Origin of the sequence: Pseudoalteromonas sp. NBT06-2 (assembly GCF_002276045.1) — a bacterium.
Classification (GTDB): Bacteria; Pseudomonadota; Gammaproteobacteria; order Enterobacterales; family Alteromonadaceae; genus Pseudoalteromonas.
On record NZ_NQMR01000138.1, the window covers coordinates 1 to 22,098 of the forward strand.

21 protein-coding genes are annotated in these 22,098 nt (G+C 34.8%); 19 read left to right on the top strand and 2 right to left on the bottom strand.

The window, feature by feature from the left end; all coding sequences use genetic code 11:
* Positions 1–53: 53 nt before the first annotated feature.
* Positions 54–713, bottom strand: a complete 660-nt coding sequence (gene lepB / locus CJF42_RS20570) for a signal peptidase I (protein ID WP_095368468.1) — start codon at positions 711–713, stop codon at positions 54–56.
* Positions 714–868: 155 nt separating this feature from the next.
* Between lepB and hrpB the strand changes: the two genes are divergently transcribed.
* From hrpB to CJF42_RS20665, 19 genes are all read left to right on the top strand, one after another.
* The gene (gene hrpB / locus CJF42_RS20575) at positions 869–3,307 is read left to right on the top strand and encodes an ATP-dependent helicase HrpB (RefSeq protein ID WP_095368469.1); all 2,439 of its coding nucleotides are present in this window, start codon (positions 869–871) and stop codon (positions 3,305–3,307) included.
* A 316-nt stretch (positions 3,308–3,623) separates the two neighbouring features.
* Entirely contained in the window at positions 3,624–3,824 is a 201-nt protein-coding gene (locus CJF42_RS20580) for a Flp family type IVb pilin (RefSeq protein WP_095368470.1), read from the top strand.
* 55 nt (positions 3,825–3,879) lie between these two features.
* Positions 3,880–4,338 carry an A24 family peptidase gene (locus CJF42_RS20585; RefSeq protein WP_095368471.1) on the top strand — a complete coding sequence of 153 codons (459 nt, stop codon included), beginning with the start codon at positions 3,880–3,882 and terminating at the stop codon, positions 4,336–4,338.
* A 15-nt stretch (positions 4,339–4,353) separates the two neighbouring features.
* Positions 4,354–5,238, top strand: a complete 885-nt coding sequence (gene cpaB, locus CJF42_RS20590; RefSeq protein WP_095368472.1) for a Flp pilus assembly protein CpaB — start codon at positions 4,354–4,356, stop codon at positions 5,236–5,238.
* 7 nt (positions 5,239–5,245) lie between these two features.
* A complete protein-coding gene (locus CJF42_RS20595) occupies positions 5,246–6,622 on the top strand; it encodes a type II and III secretion system protein family protein (RefSeq protein WP_095368473.1) in 1,377 nt (458 codons plus the stop codon).
* A gap of 11 nt (positions 6,623–6,633) precedes the next feature.
* Positions 6,634–7,242 (top strand): CpaD family pilus assembly lipoprotein, encoded by a 609-nt coding sequence (locus CJF42_RS20600; RefSeq protein WP_095368474.1) that lies wholly within the window; start codon positions 6,634–6,636, stop codon positions 7,240–7,242.
* Positions 7,243–8,493, top strand: a complete 1,251-nt coding sequence (locus tag CJF42_RS20605) for a CpaE/TadZ family protein (protein WP_095368475.1) — start codon at positions 7,243–7,245, stop codon at positions 8,491–8,493.
* Between the two features lie 2 nt (positions 8,494–8,495).
* Positions 8,496–9,833 (top strand): TadA family conjugal transfer-associated ATPase, encoded by a 1,338-nt coding sequence (locus tag CJF42_RS20610; RefSeq protein ID WP_095368476.1) that lies wholly within the window; start codon positions 8,496–8,498, stop codon positions 9,831–9,833.
* Positions 9,833–10,765 carry a type II secretion system F family protein gene (locus CJF42_RS20615; protein WP_095368477.1) on the top strand — a complete coding sequence of 311 codons (933 nt, stop codon included), beginning with the start codon at positions 9,833–9,835 and terminating at the stop codon, positions 10,763–10,765. The genes CJF42_RS20610 and CJF42_RS20615 overlap by 1 nt, the downstream gene beginning before the upstream one ends.
* A gap of 13 nt (positions 10,766–10,778) precedes the next feature.
* A complete protein-coding gene (locus tag CJF42_RS20620; RefSeq protein ID WP_170940689.1) occupies positions 10,779–11,711 on the top strand; it encodes a type II secretion system F family protein in 933 nt (310 codons plus the stop codon).
* Positions 11,712–11,713: 2 nt separating this feature from the next.
* The gene (locus CJF42_RS20625) at positions 11,714–12,514 is read left to right on the top strand and encodes a tetratricopeptide repeat protein (protein WP_095368479.1); all 801 of its coding nucleotides are present in this window, start codon (positions 11,714–11,716) and stop codon (positions 12,512–12,514) included.
* Positions 12,514–12,948, top strand: coding sequence for a TadE/TadG family type IV pilus assembly protein (locus CJF42_RS20630; protein WP_095368480.1), 435 nt, complete (start codon positions 12,514–12,516; stop codon positions 12,946–12,948). Before CJF42_RS20625 ends, CJF42_RS20630 begins: the two co-directional genes overlap by 1 nt.
* A complete protein-coding gene (gene tadF, locus CJF42_RS20635; RefSeq protein WP_095368481.1) occupies positions 12,938–13,495 on the top strand; it encodes a tight adherence pilus pseudopilin TadF in 558 nt (185 codons plus the stop codon). The genes CJF42_RS20630 and tadF overlap by 11 nt, the downstream gene beginning before the upstream one ends.
* A gap of 3 nt (positions 13,496–13,498) precedes the next feature.
* Positions 13,499–14,746, top strand: a complete 1,248-nt coding sequence (locus tag CJF42_RS20640; RefSeq protein WP_095368482.1) for a pilus assembly protein — start codon at positions 13,499–13,501, stop codon at positions 14,744–14,746.
* A 10-nt stretch (positions 14,747–14,756) separates the two neighbouring features.
* A complete protein-coding gene (locus CJF42_RS20645) occupies positions 14,757–15,233 on the top strand; it encodes a TlpA family protein disulfide reductase (RefSeq protein ID WP_095368483.1) in 477 nt (158 codons plus the stop codon).
* Between the two features lie 2 nt (positions 15,234–15,235).
* Entirely contained in the window at positions 15,236–15,808 is a 573-nt protein-coding gene (locus CJF42_RS20650) for a DUF4266 domain-containing protein (protein ID WP_095368484.1), read from the top strand.
* A gap of 11 nt (positions 15,809–15,819) precedes the next feature.
* Positions 15,820–17,028 (top strand): DUF3570 domain-containing protein, encoded by a 1,209-nt coding sequence (locus tag CJF42_RS20655; RefSeq protein ID WP_170940690.1) that lies wholly within the window; start codon positions 15,820–15,822, stop codon positions 17,026–17,028.
* Positions 17,029–17,071: 43 nt separating this feature from the next.
* Complete coding sequence (locus tag CJF42_RS20660) at positions 17,072–17,929, top strand: FAD:protein FMN transferase (RefSeq protein ID WP_095368486.1); 858 nt, start codon at positions 17,072–17,074, stop codon at positions 17,927–17,929.
* Positions 17,930–17,951: 22 nt separating this feature from the next.
* The gene (locus CJF42_RS20665) at positions 17,952–18,620 is read left to right on the top strand and encodes a hypothetical protein (RefSeq protein WP_095368487.1); all 669 of its coding nucleotides are present in this window, start codon (positions 17,952–17,954) and stop codon (positions 18,618–18,620) included.
* A 124-nt stretch (positions 18,621–18,744) separates the two neighbouring features.
* Here the strand turns inward: CJF42_RS20665 and CJF42_RS20670 are convergent.
* Positions 18,745–22,098 (bottom strand): DUF1566 domain-containing protein (locus tag CJF42_RS20670; RefSeq protein ID WP_141235608.1); only part of this gene is annotated, 3,354 nt, incomplete at its 5' end.

Here is a 22,098-nt window from a genome sequence, read left to right on the forward strand (position 1 = left end):
AAAAGCCTCACCCTACTCGATGTGAAAACAAAGCTTTAACTAGCGGTTGAAAATTATTCAGAATAAAGATCTGTTAAAAACCTATTTGAACGCGGAATATAGTAGTCATCATAATTTAGTGAAAAGGCAACTGTTGTCGCTTTTCCTTTAAGTTCACTTCTTGGAACAAAGCCATAAACTCTTGAATCAGCACTGTTTCTACGGTTATCTCCCATCACTAAATAATGATCTTCAGGCACGATAGTTGTAGCAAAGTTACTAAACTGGTCACTGCCATTTTTTTCGATACGAATTTTATGGGTTAAGCCGTTTATTGTTTCATTCGCAAATAGTTCATTATTATTTTGGGTTGTTACAGCGTAATTAAGTTGTTCTCCATTAATAAATAAAACCTCATTTTTTAAATTAACTTTATCGCCAGGTAGTCCAATAACACGTTTTATTAAACGGTTTTGTGCAGCATCTGATTCAAAAACAACGATTTCACCACGTTCTGGCTCACCCATGTTGATCAAAGAGATTTGACTAAAAGGCACTCTTAAGTCATAAGCCATTTTGTTTACTACAATACGGTCACCTTCTTTTATGGTTGGCTGCATAGAGCCTGTCGGCACTGTATACCAATCGGCTACAGCACTTCTAAAGACTGACATTAAAACGATAAATACAACAAGCTGTCTATTATTTTTCCAAAATGTTTTTAATTTACTCATAAAATTGTGTTCCTTATTTATTATTTTCCTAATAGATCGAATTAGTAGGCCATATAAATTATAAAAAGTTCATCGTTGAAATGTTTCAAAATATGTAAAACTCAGTAATGTATGGGTTACAATGTTTTAAATCTATTTTTATGTGTTGAATAACCTTGTTACCTGTTGAAGAAATTTATCCCTCATTAGTTGAAACCTTAAATAATAATACAATGGCTTTGTTACAAGCGCCCCCTGGTGCGGGTAAGTCAACTTGGTTACCGTTACAGCTTATTAGAGATAACCACTTTAAACATATCATAATGCTAGAGCCTAGGCGTTTAGCTGCGCGTAATATCGCAGGTTATTTGGCGCAATGCCAAAATGAAAAAGTAGGCCAAAGTATCGGTTTACGCATACGTCAAGAAAAGCAAGTCAGCAAAGATACCCGTTTAGAAATCGTCACTGAGGGTATGCTCACACGTATGCTGCAAAATGATCCTGAATTAACGGGTGTAGATTTAATTATATTTGATGAATTTCATGAACGCTCAATTGCAGCAGATACCGCATTAGCATTTGCTTTAGAAACTCAGTCAGCGCTTAGAGATGATTTAAAAATATTATTAATGTCGGCAACTTTAGATGCTGAACATATCATTGAAAAACTTGAGTTTTTTGATCATCTATGCCCAGTGATCACCAGTGAAGGTCGCAGTTACCCTATAGATGAAGTATATATTGGGTTAAAAGATGAAACCCGCTGGTTAGAGCAGATCCCGCGTATTATTAAACAAGCTTTAGCTGAGCAAACTGGAAGCGTTTTAGTCTTTTTACCAGGGCAAAAAGAAATAAACTTTGTAGCGCGTAATTTAAATGAGCTTGATGCTGATACAAGCGTATTGAGTTTATTTGGCGAACAAGATAAAAATACGCAACAGCAAGCAATAAAACCAGCCCAATCCGGAAAACGTAAGGTGGTTTTAACAACTAATGTCGCTGAAACCAGTTTAACCATTGCAGGTATTCGCATTGTAATAGATAGCGGTAAAAAACGTGCTGCTAAGTTTAATTTAAAAACCGGTGTCACAGAGCTTATTACCAATAATATATCGCAATCATCTGCTGTGCAAAGGGCGGGGCGAGCTGGGCGTATTGAAGCAGGTACCGTATATAGATTAGGCTCAAAACAAACTTTTGAGCGCCGTAATAAACATGATTTACCGGATATATTAAGCTCAGATATTAGCAACTTTGTTCTTGAAGCAAAGCTTTGGGGCGCAGATATAAATGAACTGTGTTTGTTAGATAAACCTTTAATTGGGCAGGTCGCACAAGCACAGTCATTATTATTAATGCTTGAGGCAATTGATGAAAATGGTAAGTTAACAATAATAGGCCAAAAGATATTATCTTTTGGCGCTGATATTCGTTTAGCTCATATGTTAGTTAAAGCGCAAACATTAGAAAACCAATATCCAGGCATTACTATTTTAGCTGTATATTTAACCGCTTTATTAGAAGCGCGTGTAAAAAGTAGTAATGAACTCTCAATTGCCTTGCATAGCCAAATGCAAAACCCACATCCTGCATTTAAAAAGCAATTAAGTTATTGGCTTAAACGTTTAAAGCTAAAGTATGTATACGAATTGGAATCATCTTATTTAAGTATATTACTGGCTTTGGCATATCCAGATCGCCTTGCTAAAAAACGAGGCAATGGTTATTTACTTGCCAATGGCGCAGGTGCTGATTTATCGCAAGATTACTGGCATGAAGATGAGTTTATTTGTATTGCACAAATGGGCGGATTAAAAGGCAATAAAATATTCAGTGCAACTCCCTGTGATATGGTATTTATTGAAGAAGCATTACCGCATTTATTTAATGAAATAGAAATCTGCGAATTTGATGAAAAAGCAGGGCGCTTTATTCATGAAAATCGCACTATGCTAGGTTTTATGAGTGTCAGTGAAAAACAAATTCATACGGGCATAGATCAAAATTTAAGAACACAAGCCTGGTTAGCTTTAGTGAAAAAGCTAGGTTTTAAAATATTTGTTGAAAATAAAGATGCCAAACAATTATTGATACGTATGTCATTAGCCGCTAAATTTTTCCCTGAACAATATAAACCTATCAGTATGCAAGTGTTAATAGACTCGCTTGATACTTGGTTAGCACCTTATCTATCTGATATTAAAAAGTTAGAACAGTTAAAGAAGTTTAACTACCTTGAAGCTTTAAAAAATGTATTTGATTGGCAAATGCAAACTAGTTTAAATGATATTTTACCACTGCGAATGTCAGTTCCTAGTGGCTCAAATGTTCGCATAGAATACCAACTTGATGGGCCTGCTAAACTTGCTGTTCGTATGCAAGAAGTTTTTGGTTTAGCGACTACACCTATGCTTGCTCATGGAAAGCTACCTCTATTAATGGAGCTGTTATCTCCAGCTAAGCGCCCACTACAGCTAACCCAAGATTTGGCTACTTTTTGGCAAGGCAGTTATAAGGAAATTCAAAAAGAAATGAAAGGCAGGTATCCGAGGCATTTCTGGCCAGATGAGCCTGCAACTGCAAAAGCTACCAATAGAATTAAAAGTAAAATGTGAATTTAAAATGCTTTTGATAGGGTGTCAAAATAGCAGACTTAGCGAATATGAAAAATAATACATTTAGTATATTTAATTTACAGATTCTAAACCAACCAAGTTATCGCTATTTGATATAGAAAGGCTAATTATTTGTTACCAACATCATTGTAAATACTACCCCTTCTAAAAGCGCGTAAAAAAAATACAGTACACTCTTTTCGTACCAGTAATTGAGAAATTATTCTAAATATTATTGCATTTATAGAGTTAATACGTAAAATACCTCACCGAAATGTTAATCAATCTCATTCGTAAAATCGACAAGGGAAATGCAATGAAAATAAATAACGCATATTTAAAACTACTTTTGAAAGACCAAAGAGGTGTTTCTTCAATTGAATACGCTGTTTTAGCTGCAATAATTGTAGGTTTATTAGTTGCCTCTTTTGGCGGTGCTGATGGACTGAGCGCAATCATTGAGCAAACTTTTGAATCGATTAAAACTAAAATCACAGCTTTAACATCAGGTAGTTAATACTTGTATAAGTTTTAATAACAAATTAATCGAAAATAAATTGATTGAATTATTTATGAGCATAACTTTTTGGTTATTGCTCTTTCTTTTATGCATCAGTTGTTACACAGATATTCGTTATCGAAAATTACCTAATTGGCTTTGTTTTTCAATATTGGTATTAGGTTTTTTAACTTTGTTTATTCAGCATTTAGATAGTGAAATTAAAATTATTCTAATGCGAGTTTTTTATGTATTAGTTGTTTTATTTATTGGCTGCGTAATTCAAAAGCTAGGTTTTTTGGGTGGCGGTGACATTAAATTAGTAACAGCTTTATCTATATGGTTTGAGCAAGAATACTTAGTTTATTTTTTGATCTTGTTTACCACTTTAGGTGGGGCTTGTGCTGTTTTGGCTCTTTTATATAACCAAATCATTACATTAGCTAGCACCAAATTAGTCGCACTGGAAAAAATAACAACATTGCCATATGGTGTTGCTATTTCAGCCAGTGCCGTACTTTTATTGATATAGGAATATCGTTTTTAGATGTTATCAACTAAAAAAATTATTTATTTAACTTTTGCAGTAACACTTATAGGTTTAATTGGTATCTATAGGCAACTTTCAAATACCAGTTTAAATCAACAAGTATCTGAAAATGTAAAATCACAAGTTTCAGTATTAACGATTAATAGCGACATAAATGCAGGGCAATCAATTGCAAGTAATCATTTAACGTGGAGTTTAATTTCAGTTGCAGCAGCAAATAATATGGTGGGTATTATTCAGCGTGAAAACTTTGATATTAATAAATTAAATGAAAGTATCGCAAGAGTTTCATTAAAAAAAGGTGAATTTTTACGTTCGGATAATTTCGTACTGCCAAATCAAAGTGATTATTTAACTAGGGTACTTCAAAAAAATAAACGTGCTATCGCTATTAAGGTTGATGCAAAAGCGGCAATTGCGGGTTTAGTTAATCCGGGTGATTTTGTTGACGTAATGTTTTTCCATCAGTTAGAAAAACGTGATGATCAAGATAATTGGGTTGTTGCGTCAAGTGGTTCTGCAAGGCAAATTGTGACTAATGTAAGGTTATTGGCTGTTGATCGAGATATAAAACCTAAAAGAACAATAGATAATGAATTGCCAGAATCTAAAAATGAAAAATTTAATGAACAAAGCACTGTTACGCTAGAGGTTTCAGTATTAGAAGCTGAAAAATTAGCATTAGCACAAGAGTTAGGCCAGTTAAGTCTATTGTTGCGCAGTGCTCATGCTATTACCAATAGTGATGAACTCCTTTCAGATAAGACTGTAGCTACTTTTTCAGATGTGTTGACCCAATATAATAAACAAACGGATCGCGCCAATATGGTTTTACTTAAAGGTAAGCATCAAGTTGTTTCTCATTATAAATTTAAGGAATAGAATTAAAATGGCCAAGTATTATCAGGCATTTTTGTTATCATTTTTTTGGTTTTCTCAGAGTATTTTTGCTGTTGATATTACAGTAAGTGAGGGAACTTTAATTCAGTTAAAAACTAAGGCAAAAACGATTTTTGTTGCCAATCCAGAAATCGCAAACTACCAAATTCCAACAAGCGATAAAATTTTTATTTTTGGTTTGAAACCCGGCATTACAAATTTGTATGCACTTGATGCAAAAGGTAACGTCATTTTTGAAGATAAAATTAAAGTTCAACATAATACGGTTGACTTAAATAGCCAAATTAATACTTTATATCCCCAAGCTCGAGTTGAGGCAATTTCTAACAACGGTCAATTATTACTAAAAGGCACAGTTCCAACTGCGTTAATTGCTGCCAATGTAATGGAATTGGCTAAGAGTTATCTGGTCGTTAATACTGATAACCAAAAAATGTTAGAACCGATAAATCAATTATCAGTGACTTTACCAAATCAAGTAAATATCAGAGTTAAAATTGCTGAAGTGTCGCGTAGTGTAACTACTAAGTTAGGGTTACACCCAGGTGATGATATGCTGGGTGTAAAAAATATGGCGTGGGCTCAACATACAAATGAAACATCGTCTATAGATCTAAATGGCATGATGAAAGATATCGTTGGTGTTGATATCGCTGGGAGTATGAATAAAATATTTGGCCTAAAACTTAATTCTCATTCAATTATGTTAGACGCCTTAGCGAAAGAAGGTGCAGCTAAATTATTAGCCGAACCAAATCTAACTTCACTATCTGGTGAAACAGCATCATTTTTAGCGGGTGGAGAGTATCCATTGCCTGTTAGTCAAAATCAAAATGGTCAAATATTAGTTGAATATAAAAAATATGGTGTACTACTTAATATTACTCCAACAGTATTAAGCGACCAGCGAATAAGTCTTAAAATTCAACCAGAAGTGAGTAGCTTAGACGTAGCATCTGGATTTTCTTTGTCGGGCTTAAATATTCCAGGAATAAAAGTAAATCGTGCAGAAACGACAGTTGAGCTTGCAAGCGGAGAGAGCTTTATGCTGGCAGGGTTATTAATGCAAGATGAAAATAATACTGTGAACAAATTTCCATTTTTAGGTGATATTCCGGTGCTTGGCGCATTATTTCGTTCAACAGGTTTCGAGCGTAAAGAAACTGAATTAGTGATTATCGCAGAGGCGTATGTTGTAAAGCCTTCCAAAGATAAAAATTACACATTACCTACAGAAAACTACATGCCATACAGTGATTTAGAACGTTTATTTAATGTATCTTGGCAATCAAAAGAAAACATGCCTGCACTACAAATAGATGAAGATCAGCCTCGCCTACTTGGTGACAATGGCTTCTACTATTAAGGAGAGTTTAAATGTCGACTAAATTTTTAATATTAAGTTTATTTATCACTATTTTTGTAACTGCTTGCACTAGTTTTGATACATACACTACAACGCAGCCAGATATATCACAAAAGGCAATTTCACTAGAAATGATTAATAGCCAACTGACTATTCCGCAAGTGAATGTAAATGGCTTATCAGCGTTACAAAGCCAAGCAGTGAGTTACTTTATTTTAGATCAAGGTGATGTTTATAAACAACGTATTTTGGTTAAGGCATCACAAAAAACACTAGAACAACACAGTGACGAACTCAGTGTTTTATTGCAGTCTAATGGGGTTTCACTGGCAAAACTTAACTTTAAAGCCTCTGATAAAATTGCCATTAACGATATTGAAATAATGAGTGAGTACTTTGTGGCGGTCGCACCTACTTGTATTAAAAGTGTAGAAGTTGATTTTGGGTGTGCGACAAGCCGTAACTTAGCGTCTTTAGTTGCGGATCCTGTTCATTTAATTAGGGGGGTAGGACTCTCTGCAGCAGAAGGAAATGTGAGCGTTAATAGTGTTGTCCGTTATCGTAAAGGAAATCAAAAAGAAAAAACAATGTCGTTATCTGATATTGCCAAGGGGTTATAAATGAGCAATCAAACCCTTAATCATGCGATGCCGAAAAACGATATTAATGAAGGTCGTAATTTACTGGCTTTTGTAAGTGATAAAGCCAGTGATTTATTACTTAACAAAGTATTTTCTGAATTTAATGCAGCTCAAAATCCAAAAATATTTAATTCTGGAGTGCAGGGCGCTATTTTATATTTACGGTCCCATGCTTCTCCACGCATTTTAATTGTAGATATTCAGAGTGAAGTTAAGCCTTTAGAAGCTATTACTACATTAGCAACAGTGTGTGAGCCAGGTACAAGAGTAATTGTTATAGGCACGGATAGTAGCCTAGATCTTTACCGTGATTTTAAAGAAATGGGCGTAGATGATTACTTATGTAAACCACTCAATCAAACACAATTGGTGCATGCAATAGGTAGAGCCAGTGGCCAAATTAAATACACAAAAACACGTAGTGCTAAGCAAATTGCCATTACGGGATGTGCTGGGGGTGTTGGTGTATCTACATTGGTTGCTAATTTAGGCCGAGCACTATCAAAGCATGGCGCACAAACGCTTATTACCGATATGGACTGCTACGGTGGTGATGTGGATTTATTGCTTGATTCAACGGCTGGCTTTGGTTTGATGAATTTGCTTAGTGAGCAAAATACAATCGATAAAATTTTTATTGAGCGCGCCTGCCAACCAATTGATGAACGATTGTATTTATTGAAATCTTTTGGGCAAAGAAGTCAGTTTAAAGCTGAAAATTATCAAAAATTACGTTCAGCCTTAATCCAAGAATATAATTATTTGATATGGGACTTACCTAGTAGTTTATTAAGTCAGCAAGGTATATCCGATACGTTAGCAACAGCTGATATTCAGCTTATTCTTTGTGCTCCTACCATGGCCAGTATTCGTCAATGTAAAGCTTTATTATCACAAATAGGCGAACGTCAATATGGTCAGCGTACTTTGTTGGTGTTAAATCATATTCACGCCCCTAAAGATATCATGTTAACTCAAGTGCAAATGGAAACGAGTTTAGGGAAAAAATTTGATTATATTTTACCGCATGCGCCAAAAGTTATGCTTAAATCAGCTGAGTTAGGGCAATCAATATTAAGTCGTAAGCATGCTGTTGGTCGAAGTTTATTGTCGCTCAGTGATGATATTTTAGGTATTACAAAGTCTTCACAAAGTGCATTTCTAGCCAGCTTAAGTCGATTACCTTTTATTGCTAAGAAAAAGACTTCTAATATTCAGAACCGAGGATAAACATGTTTGGTCGTAAAGTATTAGAACAATCAACAATATTAAAAGATATCAGTAATGATGAGAGAGCTAAGCTTGAATTAGATATAGATGATAACTCTTACAACGTCATCAGAGAGCAAATATTTAATAGCATAGATCCGAGTGTTGCAACACAATTAGGTAAAAATGAGCTAGCACAGCACATTCTTGAAGCTGTAACCACAATTGCAAACCAGCAAAGGTTGCCATTAACTTATCAAGCTCAGCAGCATGTAGCCCAGCTATTATTGGCAGATATGTTAGGTTTGGGACCGCTACAAACATTACTTGATGACCCAACAATTAATGATATTTTAATAAATGGTTATAAACAGGTTTATATCGAAAGAGATGGCAAGCTCAGTTTAAGTAGTTTCAAATTTAGAGATGAAAATCACTTATTACATGTAGCAAGAAGAATTGCATCAGCAATAGGCCGACGTATAGACGAAACAACTCCTATGGTTGATGCAAGATTAAGTGATGGTAGCCGAGTTAATATTGTCATTCCACCGCTAAGTCTTTCTGGTACTAGTATTTCGGTCCGAAAATTTTCGAAAGTAAGTTTACAATTAGATCACTTATCTCAGCGTGGCACTATGTCTGATGAAATGGCTACATTTTTAAAGATAGCAAGTCATTGTCGTTTAAATTTATTAGTTTCTGGTGGTACAGGGGCAGGTAAAACAACTTTATTAAATGCATTGTCACATCAAATAGATCAACAAGAAAGAATCGTTACTATAGAGGATGCGGCTGAATTAAGGCTACAACAAGAGCATGTTGTTACGTTAGAAAGTAGGCCAAAAAGTATTGAAGGTAGTAGTGAGGTAACTTTACGCGATTTATTAAAAAATGCTCTGAGAATGCGTCCTGATCGTATTATTGTAGGTGAGGTTCGTGGTGAAGAAGCATTTGAAATGATGCAAGCTATGAATACTGGCCATGATGGTTCTATGTCTACTTTACATGCGAATACTGCTCGTGATGCATTAGTCCGATTAGAGAATATGTTATTGATGGGGCAAGTTAATATGCCGTCATTAGCATTAAAAAGACAAATAAACTCAGCGATAGATATCATAATTCATGTAAGCAGAATGCGTGATGGTAAACGTCGTATTACAAGTATTAGTGAAGTTGTCGGTCTGGAAGGCGAAGTACTTGTAGTACAAGATTTATTTTCGTATCAAACACATTCTGAAAATAATTCAGGGCAGTTTGCAGGTGAATTTATTAATCATAAAGTTCAACCTCATAGCCTTGAAAAAATTAGATACTTTGGTTTAGAACAGTCGGTTTTACAGCTGTTGGAGGCATAATGTTAGCACTGTTTGTATTGTTATTATTGCTATTATGTTTTTTAACCGCAGTCTTAATTAAGTTAGCTAAACAACAGAATAAAATAGATGAAAGGTTAACGCGTTATTTAATTTCTGGAGTTGTAACTGATAATAAAACCGAGAAAATGCAATTGTTTGACTTGAAAAAACATAAGTCAGGTTGGCAATTTTTATTGTATTCCTATCAGCAGAAACTTTTAGCTGTAGCCAGCAAAAAATCTTTAATTAAGTTTTTGGTAGTTGCCTTGGTGTTTTTTTTTCCGCTTTATTATATGACAGAACAGTTAATACTCGTGTGGCAGATATTTGCTGTGATAACGAGTTATATCATAGGAAGTTATTTAGCTCTAAAGCGTTTAATCAAAAATCAGCGAATTGTCTTTGAAGAAAGTTTTCCGCAAGCAATCGCGACAATAAGCCGCGCAGTGAGTGCTGGAGTTGCAGTTCCAGCAGCAATGGCTCATGTAACTGAGGATATTGCAGGACCAGTTGCGCAAGAGTTTCAACGCATCACAGATCAATTAGCTATTGGTATCACGCTTGAAGATGCTTTAGCTGATGCATCGTTACGAGTTGGATTACCTAGTTTTAAATTTTTTACGGTTACTTTATTGTTAAATCAAAACTCAGGTGGTCAATTAACCTTTGTTCTTCATCAATTAATGGCAAACTTACATGAGCGAACAGCGTTACAGAAAAAGTTATTATCTATGACCGCTGAACCGCGTACTTCAGCTAAGATCATAGCTGCATTACCCCCATTATTCTTATTATTATTTTGGTTTCAGGCCCCACATATTTTTGATTATCTTTTATATCAATCAGCGGGACAGTGGGTATCTATCTACGCTGCACTGAGCATAGTCACTGGTTTATTGGTGATCAATAAAATGACCAAAATAACGCATTAACGGAATGTACAAAATGATAAGTAACAATGAGTTAAGTATCTTATGGAGTGATCCATTGTGGTGGTTGAATTTAACATTATTGATTGGTGGTTCAGTGTGTGCATTGTTGTTATCTCGTAAAGGAGAAGAACATCAAACTCAACAGAGAAGGCTTAGTCAATATACTAAAAATAATTTAATTAAAGAAAACGATCAGCATCATGTTTTATTTGAAAAAGCACATAAAAACAATTGGTTAAGTAAAGAGGCTTCTAAACTGAATAATGCTTTACAAGCGGCTGGTTTTTACCATATTCATGCTATTCGTTATTTTTTAATGAGCAAGCTGATAGTTGCTATTTGTGTATTTATAACAACATATTCACTGTTTTTATATCACGACAAACTTGATACAAAAGCAATGTGGTTATGCGGCATATTCGCATTTCTGGCAAATATTATTTTTGAATATTATTTAGTTTATCGCCGTAAAAAACAAAAAATAGCCATTATTAAAGCTTTGCCTGATAGTCTTGAGTTATTGGTTATTTGTCTTGAATCTGGTGCCACATTAGAACGTGGATTAACGATGGTTAGTGAACAGTTAATCGATGTATATCCTGAATTATCTCTTCAATGGAAAATTACTTTAGATACCATAAAAGTAAACCCAGATCGTCAGGTTGCTTTAAATGATTTAGCGCAACGCAACCAAATTTCTGAAATAACCGCATTAGTAACTGTATTGCAGCAAGCCGAGAAGTTTGGTTCTCCACTAGCTAAAAATTTACGTAATTTATCAAGTGAAATGCGGGAATTGAAGAAATTGACTGTAGAAGAACATATCGGAAAACTATCATCAAGGATCACCTTACCGATGTTGATATTAGTGTTTATGCCATTACTGGTGATCATTCTTGCACCACAAATATCTATGCTAGTAGATGCATTAAAAGGGATTCAATAATAATGTTTCAGTTCTCAAAAAAGACATTAAAAGTCATTATATTCTTATCAATAGTTATAAATTCTGGTTGCCAATCACCACCAGATAAAATAAAGCATGAATTATCTGATACTACATTAGCTGATATTGCGTTACAAAGTGGCGATATGCGCAGTGCGATTAGCATATATCAAAAGTTACTAACGGAAGATTCAAAAGAAAAACTATTAAAGCCAACAGAAAAAGTTACTTTATTGGTTTCAATATCAAAAGCCTACCGTGCACTAATGCAATCTGAATTGGCAATTCATTACCTTTTGCAAGCAAAATCTATAGATCCGAAGCACTTAGCTACGAATCGATCTTTAGGTTTAAATTATTTAGATCAGCAACAATATAAAGCTGCAATAGAAGCGTTTAGTCATGCACTTCAATCGTCATCTTTAGATACTATTAGTTTAAATGGCATTGGTGTAGCGAATAGTTGGTTACAGCAATATGAAAGTGCACATAAATATTTAATGCAGGCTCAGGCATTGAAGCCTGGGAATATCGAATATAAAAACAATTTGGCACTTAATCATATTTTGCAAAAGCATTACAAACAAGCGATTAAATTATTATTACCTATATATCAGCAGCAAGCTAGTACGGCTAAAATTCGCAATAATTTAGCCATGGCACTGACATTAAATGGTAATCAAAAATACGCTCGTAAAATCTTAGCTACAGATTTTAATAAACAGCAGATTGAACAGAACATTCAGTACTTTCACTTTAGTCAAAATAATCAATCTCAATCAGTAATACAAGGTAATGATTGATGATTACAAATAAGCAACAAGGCAGTATCGTTATTGAAACAGCTATCATATTACCTTTATTTTTATTTATCGTATTTAGTGGAATTGAATTAGCTAGAGGGTTAATTATACGAGCTAGTTTAAATCATGTACTAGCAGAAGCAGCCAGAGAAATAAAATTATCACCAATTAAATCTGGAGGATATCAAGCAAAAATTAAAGCAGTAATGAATCGAAATAATGCATCATTATTAGACGCAAACTTGGTGAAAGTAGTAAAAGAAGATTTTTTTGATAGTCCTACAGAGCTAGCAATGCAAAGTGGTTATGCTGATCGTTCAGGCTTAGTTGCTCCTATGGCCTTATATCGTGTTGAGTATGATTTTTCGACATTAAGCCCATGGCTTAAAACATTAAATTTTGATACTGAAATATTGGTGAAATATGAAGTTTAATCAAAAGTCACAGATAAAATATCAAAAAGGTATTGTTGCGATTGAATTTATTTTTGTATTGCCAATAGTTATTTTGGTGATCTTATTGAGTTTTGATTTAAGCCGCTACTTTCAGCAGCAAGGTCAGCTTGATCGCTTGAGTTATAGCTTAGCGACTATGATAAGTCATAGACAACAGTATTACCTAGATATGAATACGCAAAAAATAAAGCAGTTAGATCAGCAACAAGTTACAGAGCTTGCTCGAATCGCACGTAACCAGCTAAATGATGAGAACATTGCCATTAATGTTCACTCCCTTGTGCGTAATGTAGAACCTGCATTACAAAGCAGTTTCAGTGATGGTAGCGCACAGTGTCAATGGCAATCTTCCTCTACTATAAATCAAAATTTGCCAACAATCACTTCAGCTAACTTATTTAAGGAGCCAACAATTTTTGTCGTTGAATTATGCCAGCCATTAATAGGGTTTAGTCTGTTTTCTCAATTTAGCGGGGCTGGTGACTTTACCAAGTTATATACGCGCTCACTTACGGTACAGAGGTAAGTTATGCGAGTTAATAGCACTGTGGGTATATCACTTAAAAGCCAACAAGGTATGAGTTTAATAGCATCATTAATTGTGATCCCTGTCTTACTATTAATAGGTGGTATAGCCGTTACTTTATCTAATACTTTAGGAGCACAAACACACTTAGGGGATGCCAGTGAAGCTGCTGCCATGTATATATCAAAACGTAATTTAGATAATGAGTCTGAAAACTTAAGTGCTGCGACTGCTTTTATCAATCAATATAGTGGTCTGTCTGATGTAACCGATATTAGTATTTCGAAAGAAGTAAATGGCTATCGTGTAAAAGCGAGACTTGATACGCCTCATATATTAGTACCAACGGATAATAGCAATGTAATAAAAGTAGCTAATCAAGGCGCAGCAGCCACCGCAAGTTCACAAAAATTTGATATAGCATTAGTGATTGATTTATCAGGTTCACAAAAAGGTTCAATAGGTGATTTAAAAACCATATTATCTGATGTTATCGATACATTGGAGCAACGCTTTGGTATAGGTAATGTCAGGTTATCCTTAGTGCCCTTTAGTAATTATGTTTCTATCGAAAATGCTGATTGGTTACCTGAGTCACATAACCGATTACAGTGCATTGATGCTATCTCTTTTAGGCAGGGTCAATATGACATTAATACTGGTAGTTACAGTTACATTCGCAGTGATGAAGACACCGTTGATGATGTATTTACACATTATCAAGACTTACTCTATATCAGTACCACACCGCGACCTTATGATACAAAATGGCTAGAAGAGGGCTGTCCTGATATTGCGTCACTTCCTCTTACAGAAGACTTTTCAAAAGTGATACAGCGAATCAATGAACATGAAGAACCTTCTAATTCAGGGATCACCATTTATTATCACAGCATTATTATGGGGGCCCGTATGTTATCTCATCAATGGGCTGGCGAATGGAATAGTGAAACTGAATTTCGTGAAGATGCCCATAAAGCAATTTTAATTTTTGGCGATGGTAAAGATGGTGGGGTTTATGTATATGAATTTAAAAACATGATAGATCAAGGGATATGCGACAACATCAGAGATGAAGGTATTGAAATATATGGCATTGAATATGGCGAGTTCGCTAGTGGTTCAAATATTCAACGTTGTATTGGCGCAGATAAAATGTCTCCTTTAAGTGAATTTAGTGAACTACTTGACTTGATGTTATCTCAAGCTGGCATAGATGAAAATAATCAAAAATTACACCTCATACGTTAAGGTACAACTCATGAAAAAAAATATTTGGCTAATCATAATACTGTTAATAACCAGCGCTTATGCAAATGCGTTACAGCGTGGTGATACGCTTTCTCCACAATTGAGTAAAAAGCTGAATTTAGACCCGAATAAAATAACACTGGTTGATTTCTTTGCTTCCTGGTGTGTGTCATGTCGAATTGAATTACCTGAAGTTGATGCGTTATCTCAACAACTGGCCAGTCAGCCAATAGGTGATAAAGTGGATTTTATCGGTGTTCAAGTTGATGAAGAAGCTGATGTTGCAGCTGCTTTTTTAAAAGAAATTAATTTAAGTTTTAATGTTGTAGATGATCAAAGTCAACAGGTAATAGGGGAATTTGAACCTATTGGTATGCCTGCTTTGTATTATATAAAAAACAATAAAGTGTTAGGAATTCGTTTTGGCGCTATTCCACATATAGGTCAAGTTATTCGAAATGACTTAAAGCAATTAGGATTAAAATAATCATGAAGCAAACTTACTTAATAAGTGCGGTTTCCTTTTGTACTACGATTTTCTGTATAAGTAACAGTACATTAGTGGTAGCTGGTCAAAAAGATACAAATACAGTGCAAACTAATAAAATTACAACAAGTAAAAAAGTGGTTAAGCGATATATTACTAAAGGGCGTAATAAAGCTCAGTTAATGGAAGAAAAAAAACCAGTAAACCGCATTGTAAAAAAAGTGGTTAAAAATAAAAGTGAAACACCTTCAGCTCTGCCTGAACCTTCAATTTTTACACCTTTAATTACACCTGAACTAACAGGTGATCTTATTTCTGTTAGCGATCTAAATGCAGAGACTCCTGAGAGTGTCAGTCCATTAGGGCAATGGTTTAATCAAGGATTTGGTTGGGTTGATTCTTTATTGGGAAATAAATCAGTAAAACCGTGGCAAAAATCAACTTTAGCAGAACCAGCGATGGCTGCGGGTGGCATTGCTCCTGTATTAGGTAAATTTGCTAATAAAGTATTTATTTCAAAAGAAGCCACTTTAGGTGGTAATGGTGTCGCTGGCGGCGGGTGTGGTTGTAAGTAATGAGTTTAGTAATGAAGAAAAATATTAATTTAGGTATTGTAGGTTGCTCAGTATTAGCGTCTGGTTTGGCTCAAAGTGAGCAGGTTTTATCACTGCATTACATGGATTATAAAGAAGATGATCAACGTATTAATGTGGGTGATACATCACTTGGTTTAAAGTTAGATTTAGGTGTAGATTACAGTCTAGATTTATCATTGGGCTATGATAGTGTTACAGGAGCCTCTCCAGCCTGGCAAATAGATCCTGGTGCAAATTCTCCAGGGCTTGAAGCTGGCCAAGCTTTAACAAATCAAACCTTATTGGGTTATAGCTACGATGTTAGTCGATATCATATTCGACGTGTAGATCTGATTGATAGCAGAAAATCATTAACTGGTGCACTCACAGTAAGAGATAGATATCGCAATGAATGGACATATGGTTTGTCACATTCAAAAGAAAACGATTATGAAAGTAATAGTGTTTCAGCCTCATATTTATTATATCTTGATAAATTTAAAAACCGTTCACTAAATATAGGTTTGGCATATTTAGATGATAAAACATTAGTATTTGGCAGTGGCTATCAAACGCGAACTGAAGAATCAGTTAATAGCTTTAACTTCGAAGCTGGATTTACTCAAGTTATTTCACCAAAATCTACATTCGATATTAAATTATTTGCTAATAGAGATAGTGGATATTTAAGTAATCATTACCTAACTGTTTTACGCCAAATTGATGTGGATAATAGTAACTCAATAGAAGATGATGAATACTTTCTAGCAGCAGACAGCCGTCCAGATGTACGCAGTGGTGCAGGTACAAAAATGAGCCTAGCCTATCAGCCTTGGCATTGGTTTACTGGGCAAGCCAGTTACAGATATTATTCAGATGATTGGGAGATTACTTCTCATACGTTTGCCAGTTCACTTAACTTTGAAGTAACCAAAGGGTTATTTATTAAACCTGAGTTTACGTATTACCAACAAAGTGCTGCAACATTTTATTTAAATCCAAATGATAATAAAACAGATAAACCAGTTGTGAGCTTTGCCGCTACAGGCTTTGCCAGTAATGATGTTAGGTTGGGTGATTTTAATGCGACAACGCTAGCTTTAACTCTTAATTATAAATTAACGAAACATTGGCAAATAGATTTATCTGCAAATAGATATGAACAAAGTAATGAATTTGCTGCAACTTGGGCAGTATTAGGCATTAATTATCACTTCTAACTTTTGTAAAAATCGCTCACAGTTAAATTTTGAATTTAAAGCAATGACTGTTAGTTGCCAGTTATTGCTAGTGGGCGATGAAAAAAAACTTCTGGTAGCTGCTGAAAAAGTAAAACAGCAAACTCTGGCGCTTGAAAAAAAATATAACTTTTATGCGGCTGACTCTTGGCTAAATAGTCATATTAATAACCGAGATTTATCTCAAGTATTAATTGACGTCCAAACAGCTCAAATATTGGAGCAGGTAAGAGCGTTATCACAAACTACCAAAGGTATTTTTGATATAACAGTTGGCACACTTAAGCAGGCTGCAAAAATTAATAAAACGCTTGATTTAAAACAATTATATGCGCAAAACCATAATGCAATTGGGCTTGAAGCTTGGTCTTTATCGCAAAGGGTTTTAACTTTTAGCCACCCTAATACCCAGTTTGATTTAGGTGGGGTGGTGAAAGAGTATGCAGTTGATCAAGCTATGTTGTTATGCCGTCGCATAGGCGTTAAAGCGGGATTAATTAACTTTGGCGGAGATATTATTACTTGGGGTAATAAAGCCGATGGCAGCAATTTTAGAATCGCACTAAAAAACCCAGTTGATGCTACAAAAATATGTGCCAGTCTCGCTTTAAATAATCAAGCATTAGCCACATCAGGCCATTATGAACGTCAATTTTTGTGTGGTTCATATATCGGCTCCCATATTATTTCGCCAGTAACAACCCCCGATGTGTTATCTGTTTCTGTGATCAGTAATAGCGTATTAAAGAGTGGTATTTACAGTACCGCATTGTCCGTAGCACCACAGCTAATACACATCAGTCAGAATCAAGTTACCGCACTATTTATTGATAGAGCGCTAAATATACACAGAGATACTCAAATATTGGCGTCAGCACTTTAAAAAACACTTTTAGGATTTAAAAATGAACACACATTCAAACACATTAGGAATAGCCATATTTTTAATTGCTGGAAATGCAATAGCGGCTCCTGTGAATCAACAAAATACCTTTTCCCCTCAATTTTCTGTATTTGCAGGTATTACAAATGGCGGGGATGCAATTGGCTTTGGCGGCCAATCTCAAGTACAGTCGGATCAAGAGGGTCAAAATAATACTACAAACTATGATGAAACGTTAAAGGCGGGTGGATTTGCCGTTATTGGTTCAGGTGTTAATTTTAAAATGTCACATCAATTTAATATTCAGCTAAATGCCAGTTATCATTGGGATCAAGTACAAAATCCAGATGCTAAATTTACCCGCTTTGCGTTTGAAGTATTGCCTTATTATCAGCTAAATCAGCAAATTAAATTAGGCTTAGGCCTCACTCAGCACTTTAATGTGAAAAGTAGTGGTAATATTACGCCTAAAACACCAGATACATCATCTGTATTGACCGCTGATTTTAATAACCCGTTAGGTTTTGCTGCATCTTTTAATTATCAGTTTGAAAATTTTCCAGGTTTAATTGAACTTAGAGCTGTTAAAATAGATTATGACATTGATATGTTAGATCAAACAGGTAAATCAAAAGCGCAATTTACAGTAAAAGGTGACCATTTGGGTTTGTATTATCATTGGTTATTTTAATATTTAATCTAGTGTGAAGTTAAAAAAACCGTTCAAATGAACGGTTTTTTAGCTTTATTTCTTGAATAGTCTGCTAAAAAATATCTTTTAAGTAGCAATTATATCCAATGATTGCGAAATGGTTTTACTTTTTACAAATAAATGATTGATTTGTACTAGGATGTTTTAATGCATTATCTGGTTTCCAACCAGAACTATCCCTCAGCGAATATCCATAACTCCAGTAATCAGTTTCTTTTAGCCAATAATTCGTACCGCTTTGTAGTGATAAAGCAGCAGCCATAAGGTTAAAATCAACAGTTGCATCTTTAGAAATTAGCTCAGAACCTTCTGCTGTACAGTGGCTAGTTGCCGAGTCATGGTTTTTTTGCTCAGTAACTAATGAATAACAAACTTGATTATAAAAATACCCAGTACAATTGATTAATGATGTATAGGCCTGCTCTGATTGTAAAATTTTACCAGCCGGTAAATATTCTAATGGTTTAGCTGTTACACGTACTTGTACATCACCAGTTGCTAAATTTAAGTCAGCCAAGTTTTGTGGATTTGCTGTAGCATCTTTCCAGTTAGTACCAGCATTAATACTGTATTCGTAATCCGAATAGCTCGTAAAGCCTGTTACGTTATTCCAAGCAAAACTATTATTATCAGCCGTATCTACAACAACACCATTAGTTGGTGCATCAGGAGTTGCTTTTGTTGGTTCACTTACCATCATATATAAATACTTATATTGTGGTGCGCCATTGTAGTTTTTTCTAGCACAATAAGTACTGTCTCCATCAAGCTCTAAACAAACGTTTTTATCTGAATTAATATCACGACTTAAATAGTTATTTATATCATTATTGTCAGAACTGTCGATATTCCAGTATTGAAAATAAGTTTTATCAAGTGGATAAAAATATAACTGGGTCAATTGGGCTAAAGTAGGTAATTGCCAATTAGTTTTACCACATAGTGGCGATACCGCAGTATTTAATAACTTTGGAATGTTATCGGTTTCTTCACCGCCATCATCAGCAACTCCGGTAAGTTTTGCCACCGTATTGTAACGTATGTTCACATCGTCGTTTTTAGGTAGTTGCCAAATTAACCCTGAGCTATCTTTTACACAAAATGCAGTATCCCAATCACTGGTTTCATTACCATCTGCATCTAATAGCAGCTGCTTTTTCTGATTGAATAAGCGGGCAATTGTAATATAATTATCTTCGCCGATATCAGCGGTAGAGCGTTTAGAATATGAGCTCTTTAGGCTGTTATATTGGTAAGTATAGTGTTTACTGTTTGACGCTACTTGATCACTCCAGTAATAATAATTATCTATAATATTCCCCTGATGGTTTGGGAATACACTAGGGTCTATAGACAGTTCTCCTTGGCTATTATTTGTGGTTGCAAGTGATTCTAATAAATTGATTGTCGGTGTATTCCAGTCTTTTAAACCACATATTAAATCACTGTTATATTGTGCTAATAAACCATCTGACTCGGTCAGGTTTTTATTACTACCGCCTGCATAAGCAACGTTATCAATACTATCAATAGTGCCTTTATTTAATAATGCCCACACTCTTTTCCTATCTTGATATCTTAAATCTATGACACAGCGCCATCCTTGATTAAAGCTTGCATTGGCCTCAATGTAATGACCTGCTATATCTAACTTCGCAAAATGAGTTCCAATTTTAGCGTTATCAAGGCTTATTTTATAACCCGACTGATATGCATCTTCAAAAGCTTGCTTGGCTGCTTGATAATCAGCTGATAACTGGTTCAAAGTAAAAGGCGTTTGCGCTGATATTAAGTTATCATGTATCAGTGTAAGCTCAGCAAGTGCATCAGCATGAAAACCAGCTGGGAGCATATCTAACAAACTTTGATAAGCGTTTAGCTTATCAGTAGCTAATAAATATTTTTCCATTAATTGGTGCCATTCATCTAATAATAACTTAGCTTGTTGATGCTGTTCACTGCCAACTTGAGCTGATGTTAACGCTGTTAATAAAGCTGGGTAGCTAGTAGCAAAATTCGTTAAGCTAGTTGTTAATTGATTAAGTTCACTTTGTGCCGTTATAATTGAGTTTATATTTAATAAAATCGAAGTAATGTTAGTTAACTGAACTTGTAAATCAGTTAAATTTGAAATTCTATGGTTTTGAATTTCAATAGCGATTGTGGTGTCAGTTATTGAATTTGTTGCAATCTGCTTTTGGTTCTCGTTTGCCAACGGATCTGATTTGATTAACTTTGCAAGAAATAGTGCATGTTTAAGAGATTCATCGTTTACTGCTTTTTGTGGATTAATAACGTCAATGCCAGTTTTTAAACTGGTTTGGCTTGTCGTAATATCATTATTGATTAATAGATATTCACTAATACTGGTTGCATTTTGATAACTAGTGATTAGAGTATCAGCTGGTGTTTTTGCTAAGTTGTAACCAGACTCACCATCAGAGTTTTGAGTTTGTATTGCACTAACCAGTGAAGTTATGGTACTTAAAGCAGCTGTTGCGCCAGGGTATTGCCATTTCAACAGCATAACGCCACTGTAATAACTATGAACTGTAGGTAATTTTTCACCCTCTTGAACAAACACCACTTCACTACTATTGTTTTTAGTTATAAATTTATTATAAGAGTAACTAAAATCAGCAAGCTCTGATTTAACTTCAGATTTTGATAAAGTAACTAATTCATCTAAGTCAATTAGTTTCCAATCTGTGATAGTACACGATTTTTTAATTAATTGATTTGTGATTTCTTCATCAATATTCGAGCTTGAAACACTGCTAATTGAAACCCAGAATGTCGGTAAAATGGCATTATGATCGATTAAACAGCTTGTTTCTGTCTTATCCCAATCTCCAGATAATTTTAATGATTCAATATCTCCATTTTGGTCTCTCCAAGTATACGGATAGATTTCAAATTGATAACTAGAGTCAGAATTACTTGATGCCCATAAAATGTCGCCGGCAGCATTAGATTTGCCATTGGCTTTTTCTTTGACTCTAATCCCTACATCTTCTTTATTATATGCTAAGTGGCCTATATGTTGCGGATTACTTACAGCTTGTTGCCATGTAACTCCTTTATCATTGGTATACTCATAAAATTTCGGTTCAGAATAATCAGAAACTATATCCCAGGAAAGACCGTTGTTATCCTTTAGCTCTAAAGAGCTAGGTGCACTTGGTCCGGCAGTTAAACCTTTAGTATATGCAACATTATTAGTTAGTATTTCCCCTGCATTATTATTACCAGGAGTTAAATTTTCAGTTACCCGTACTTGTATTTGGCCAATTACGTAGTCAGCATCGGTTAAAGTAATTGGATTTGCACTGACTTGTTGCCAGTTAGTACCTGAGTTAATTGAGTATTGATACAAGTTCAATTCGGAATATTTAGGATTTAAAGTAAAAGTAAAGGTGTTTAAATTATCATCCACAACACCGTTGGTAGGTGCACT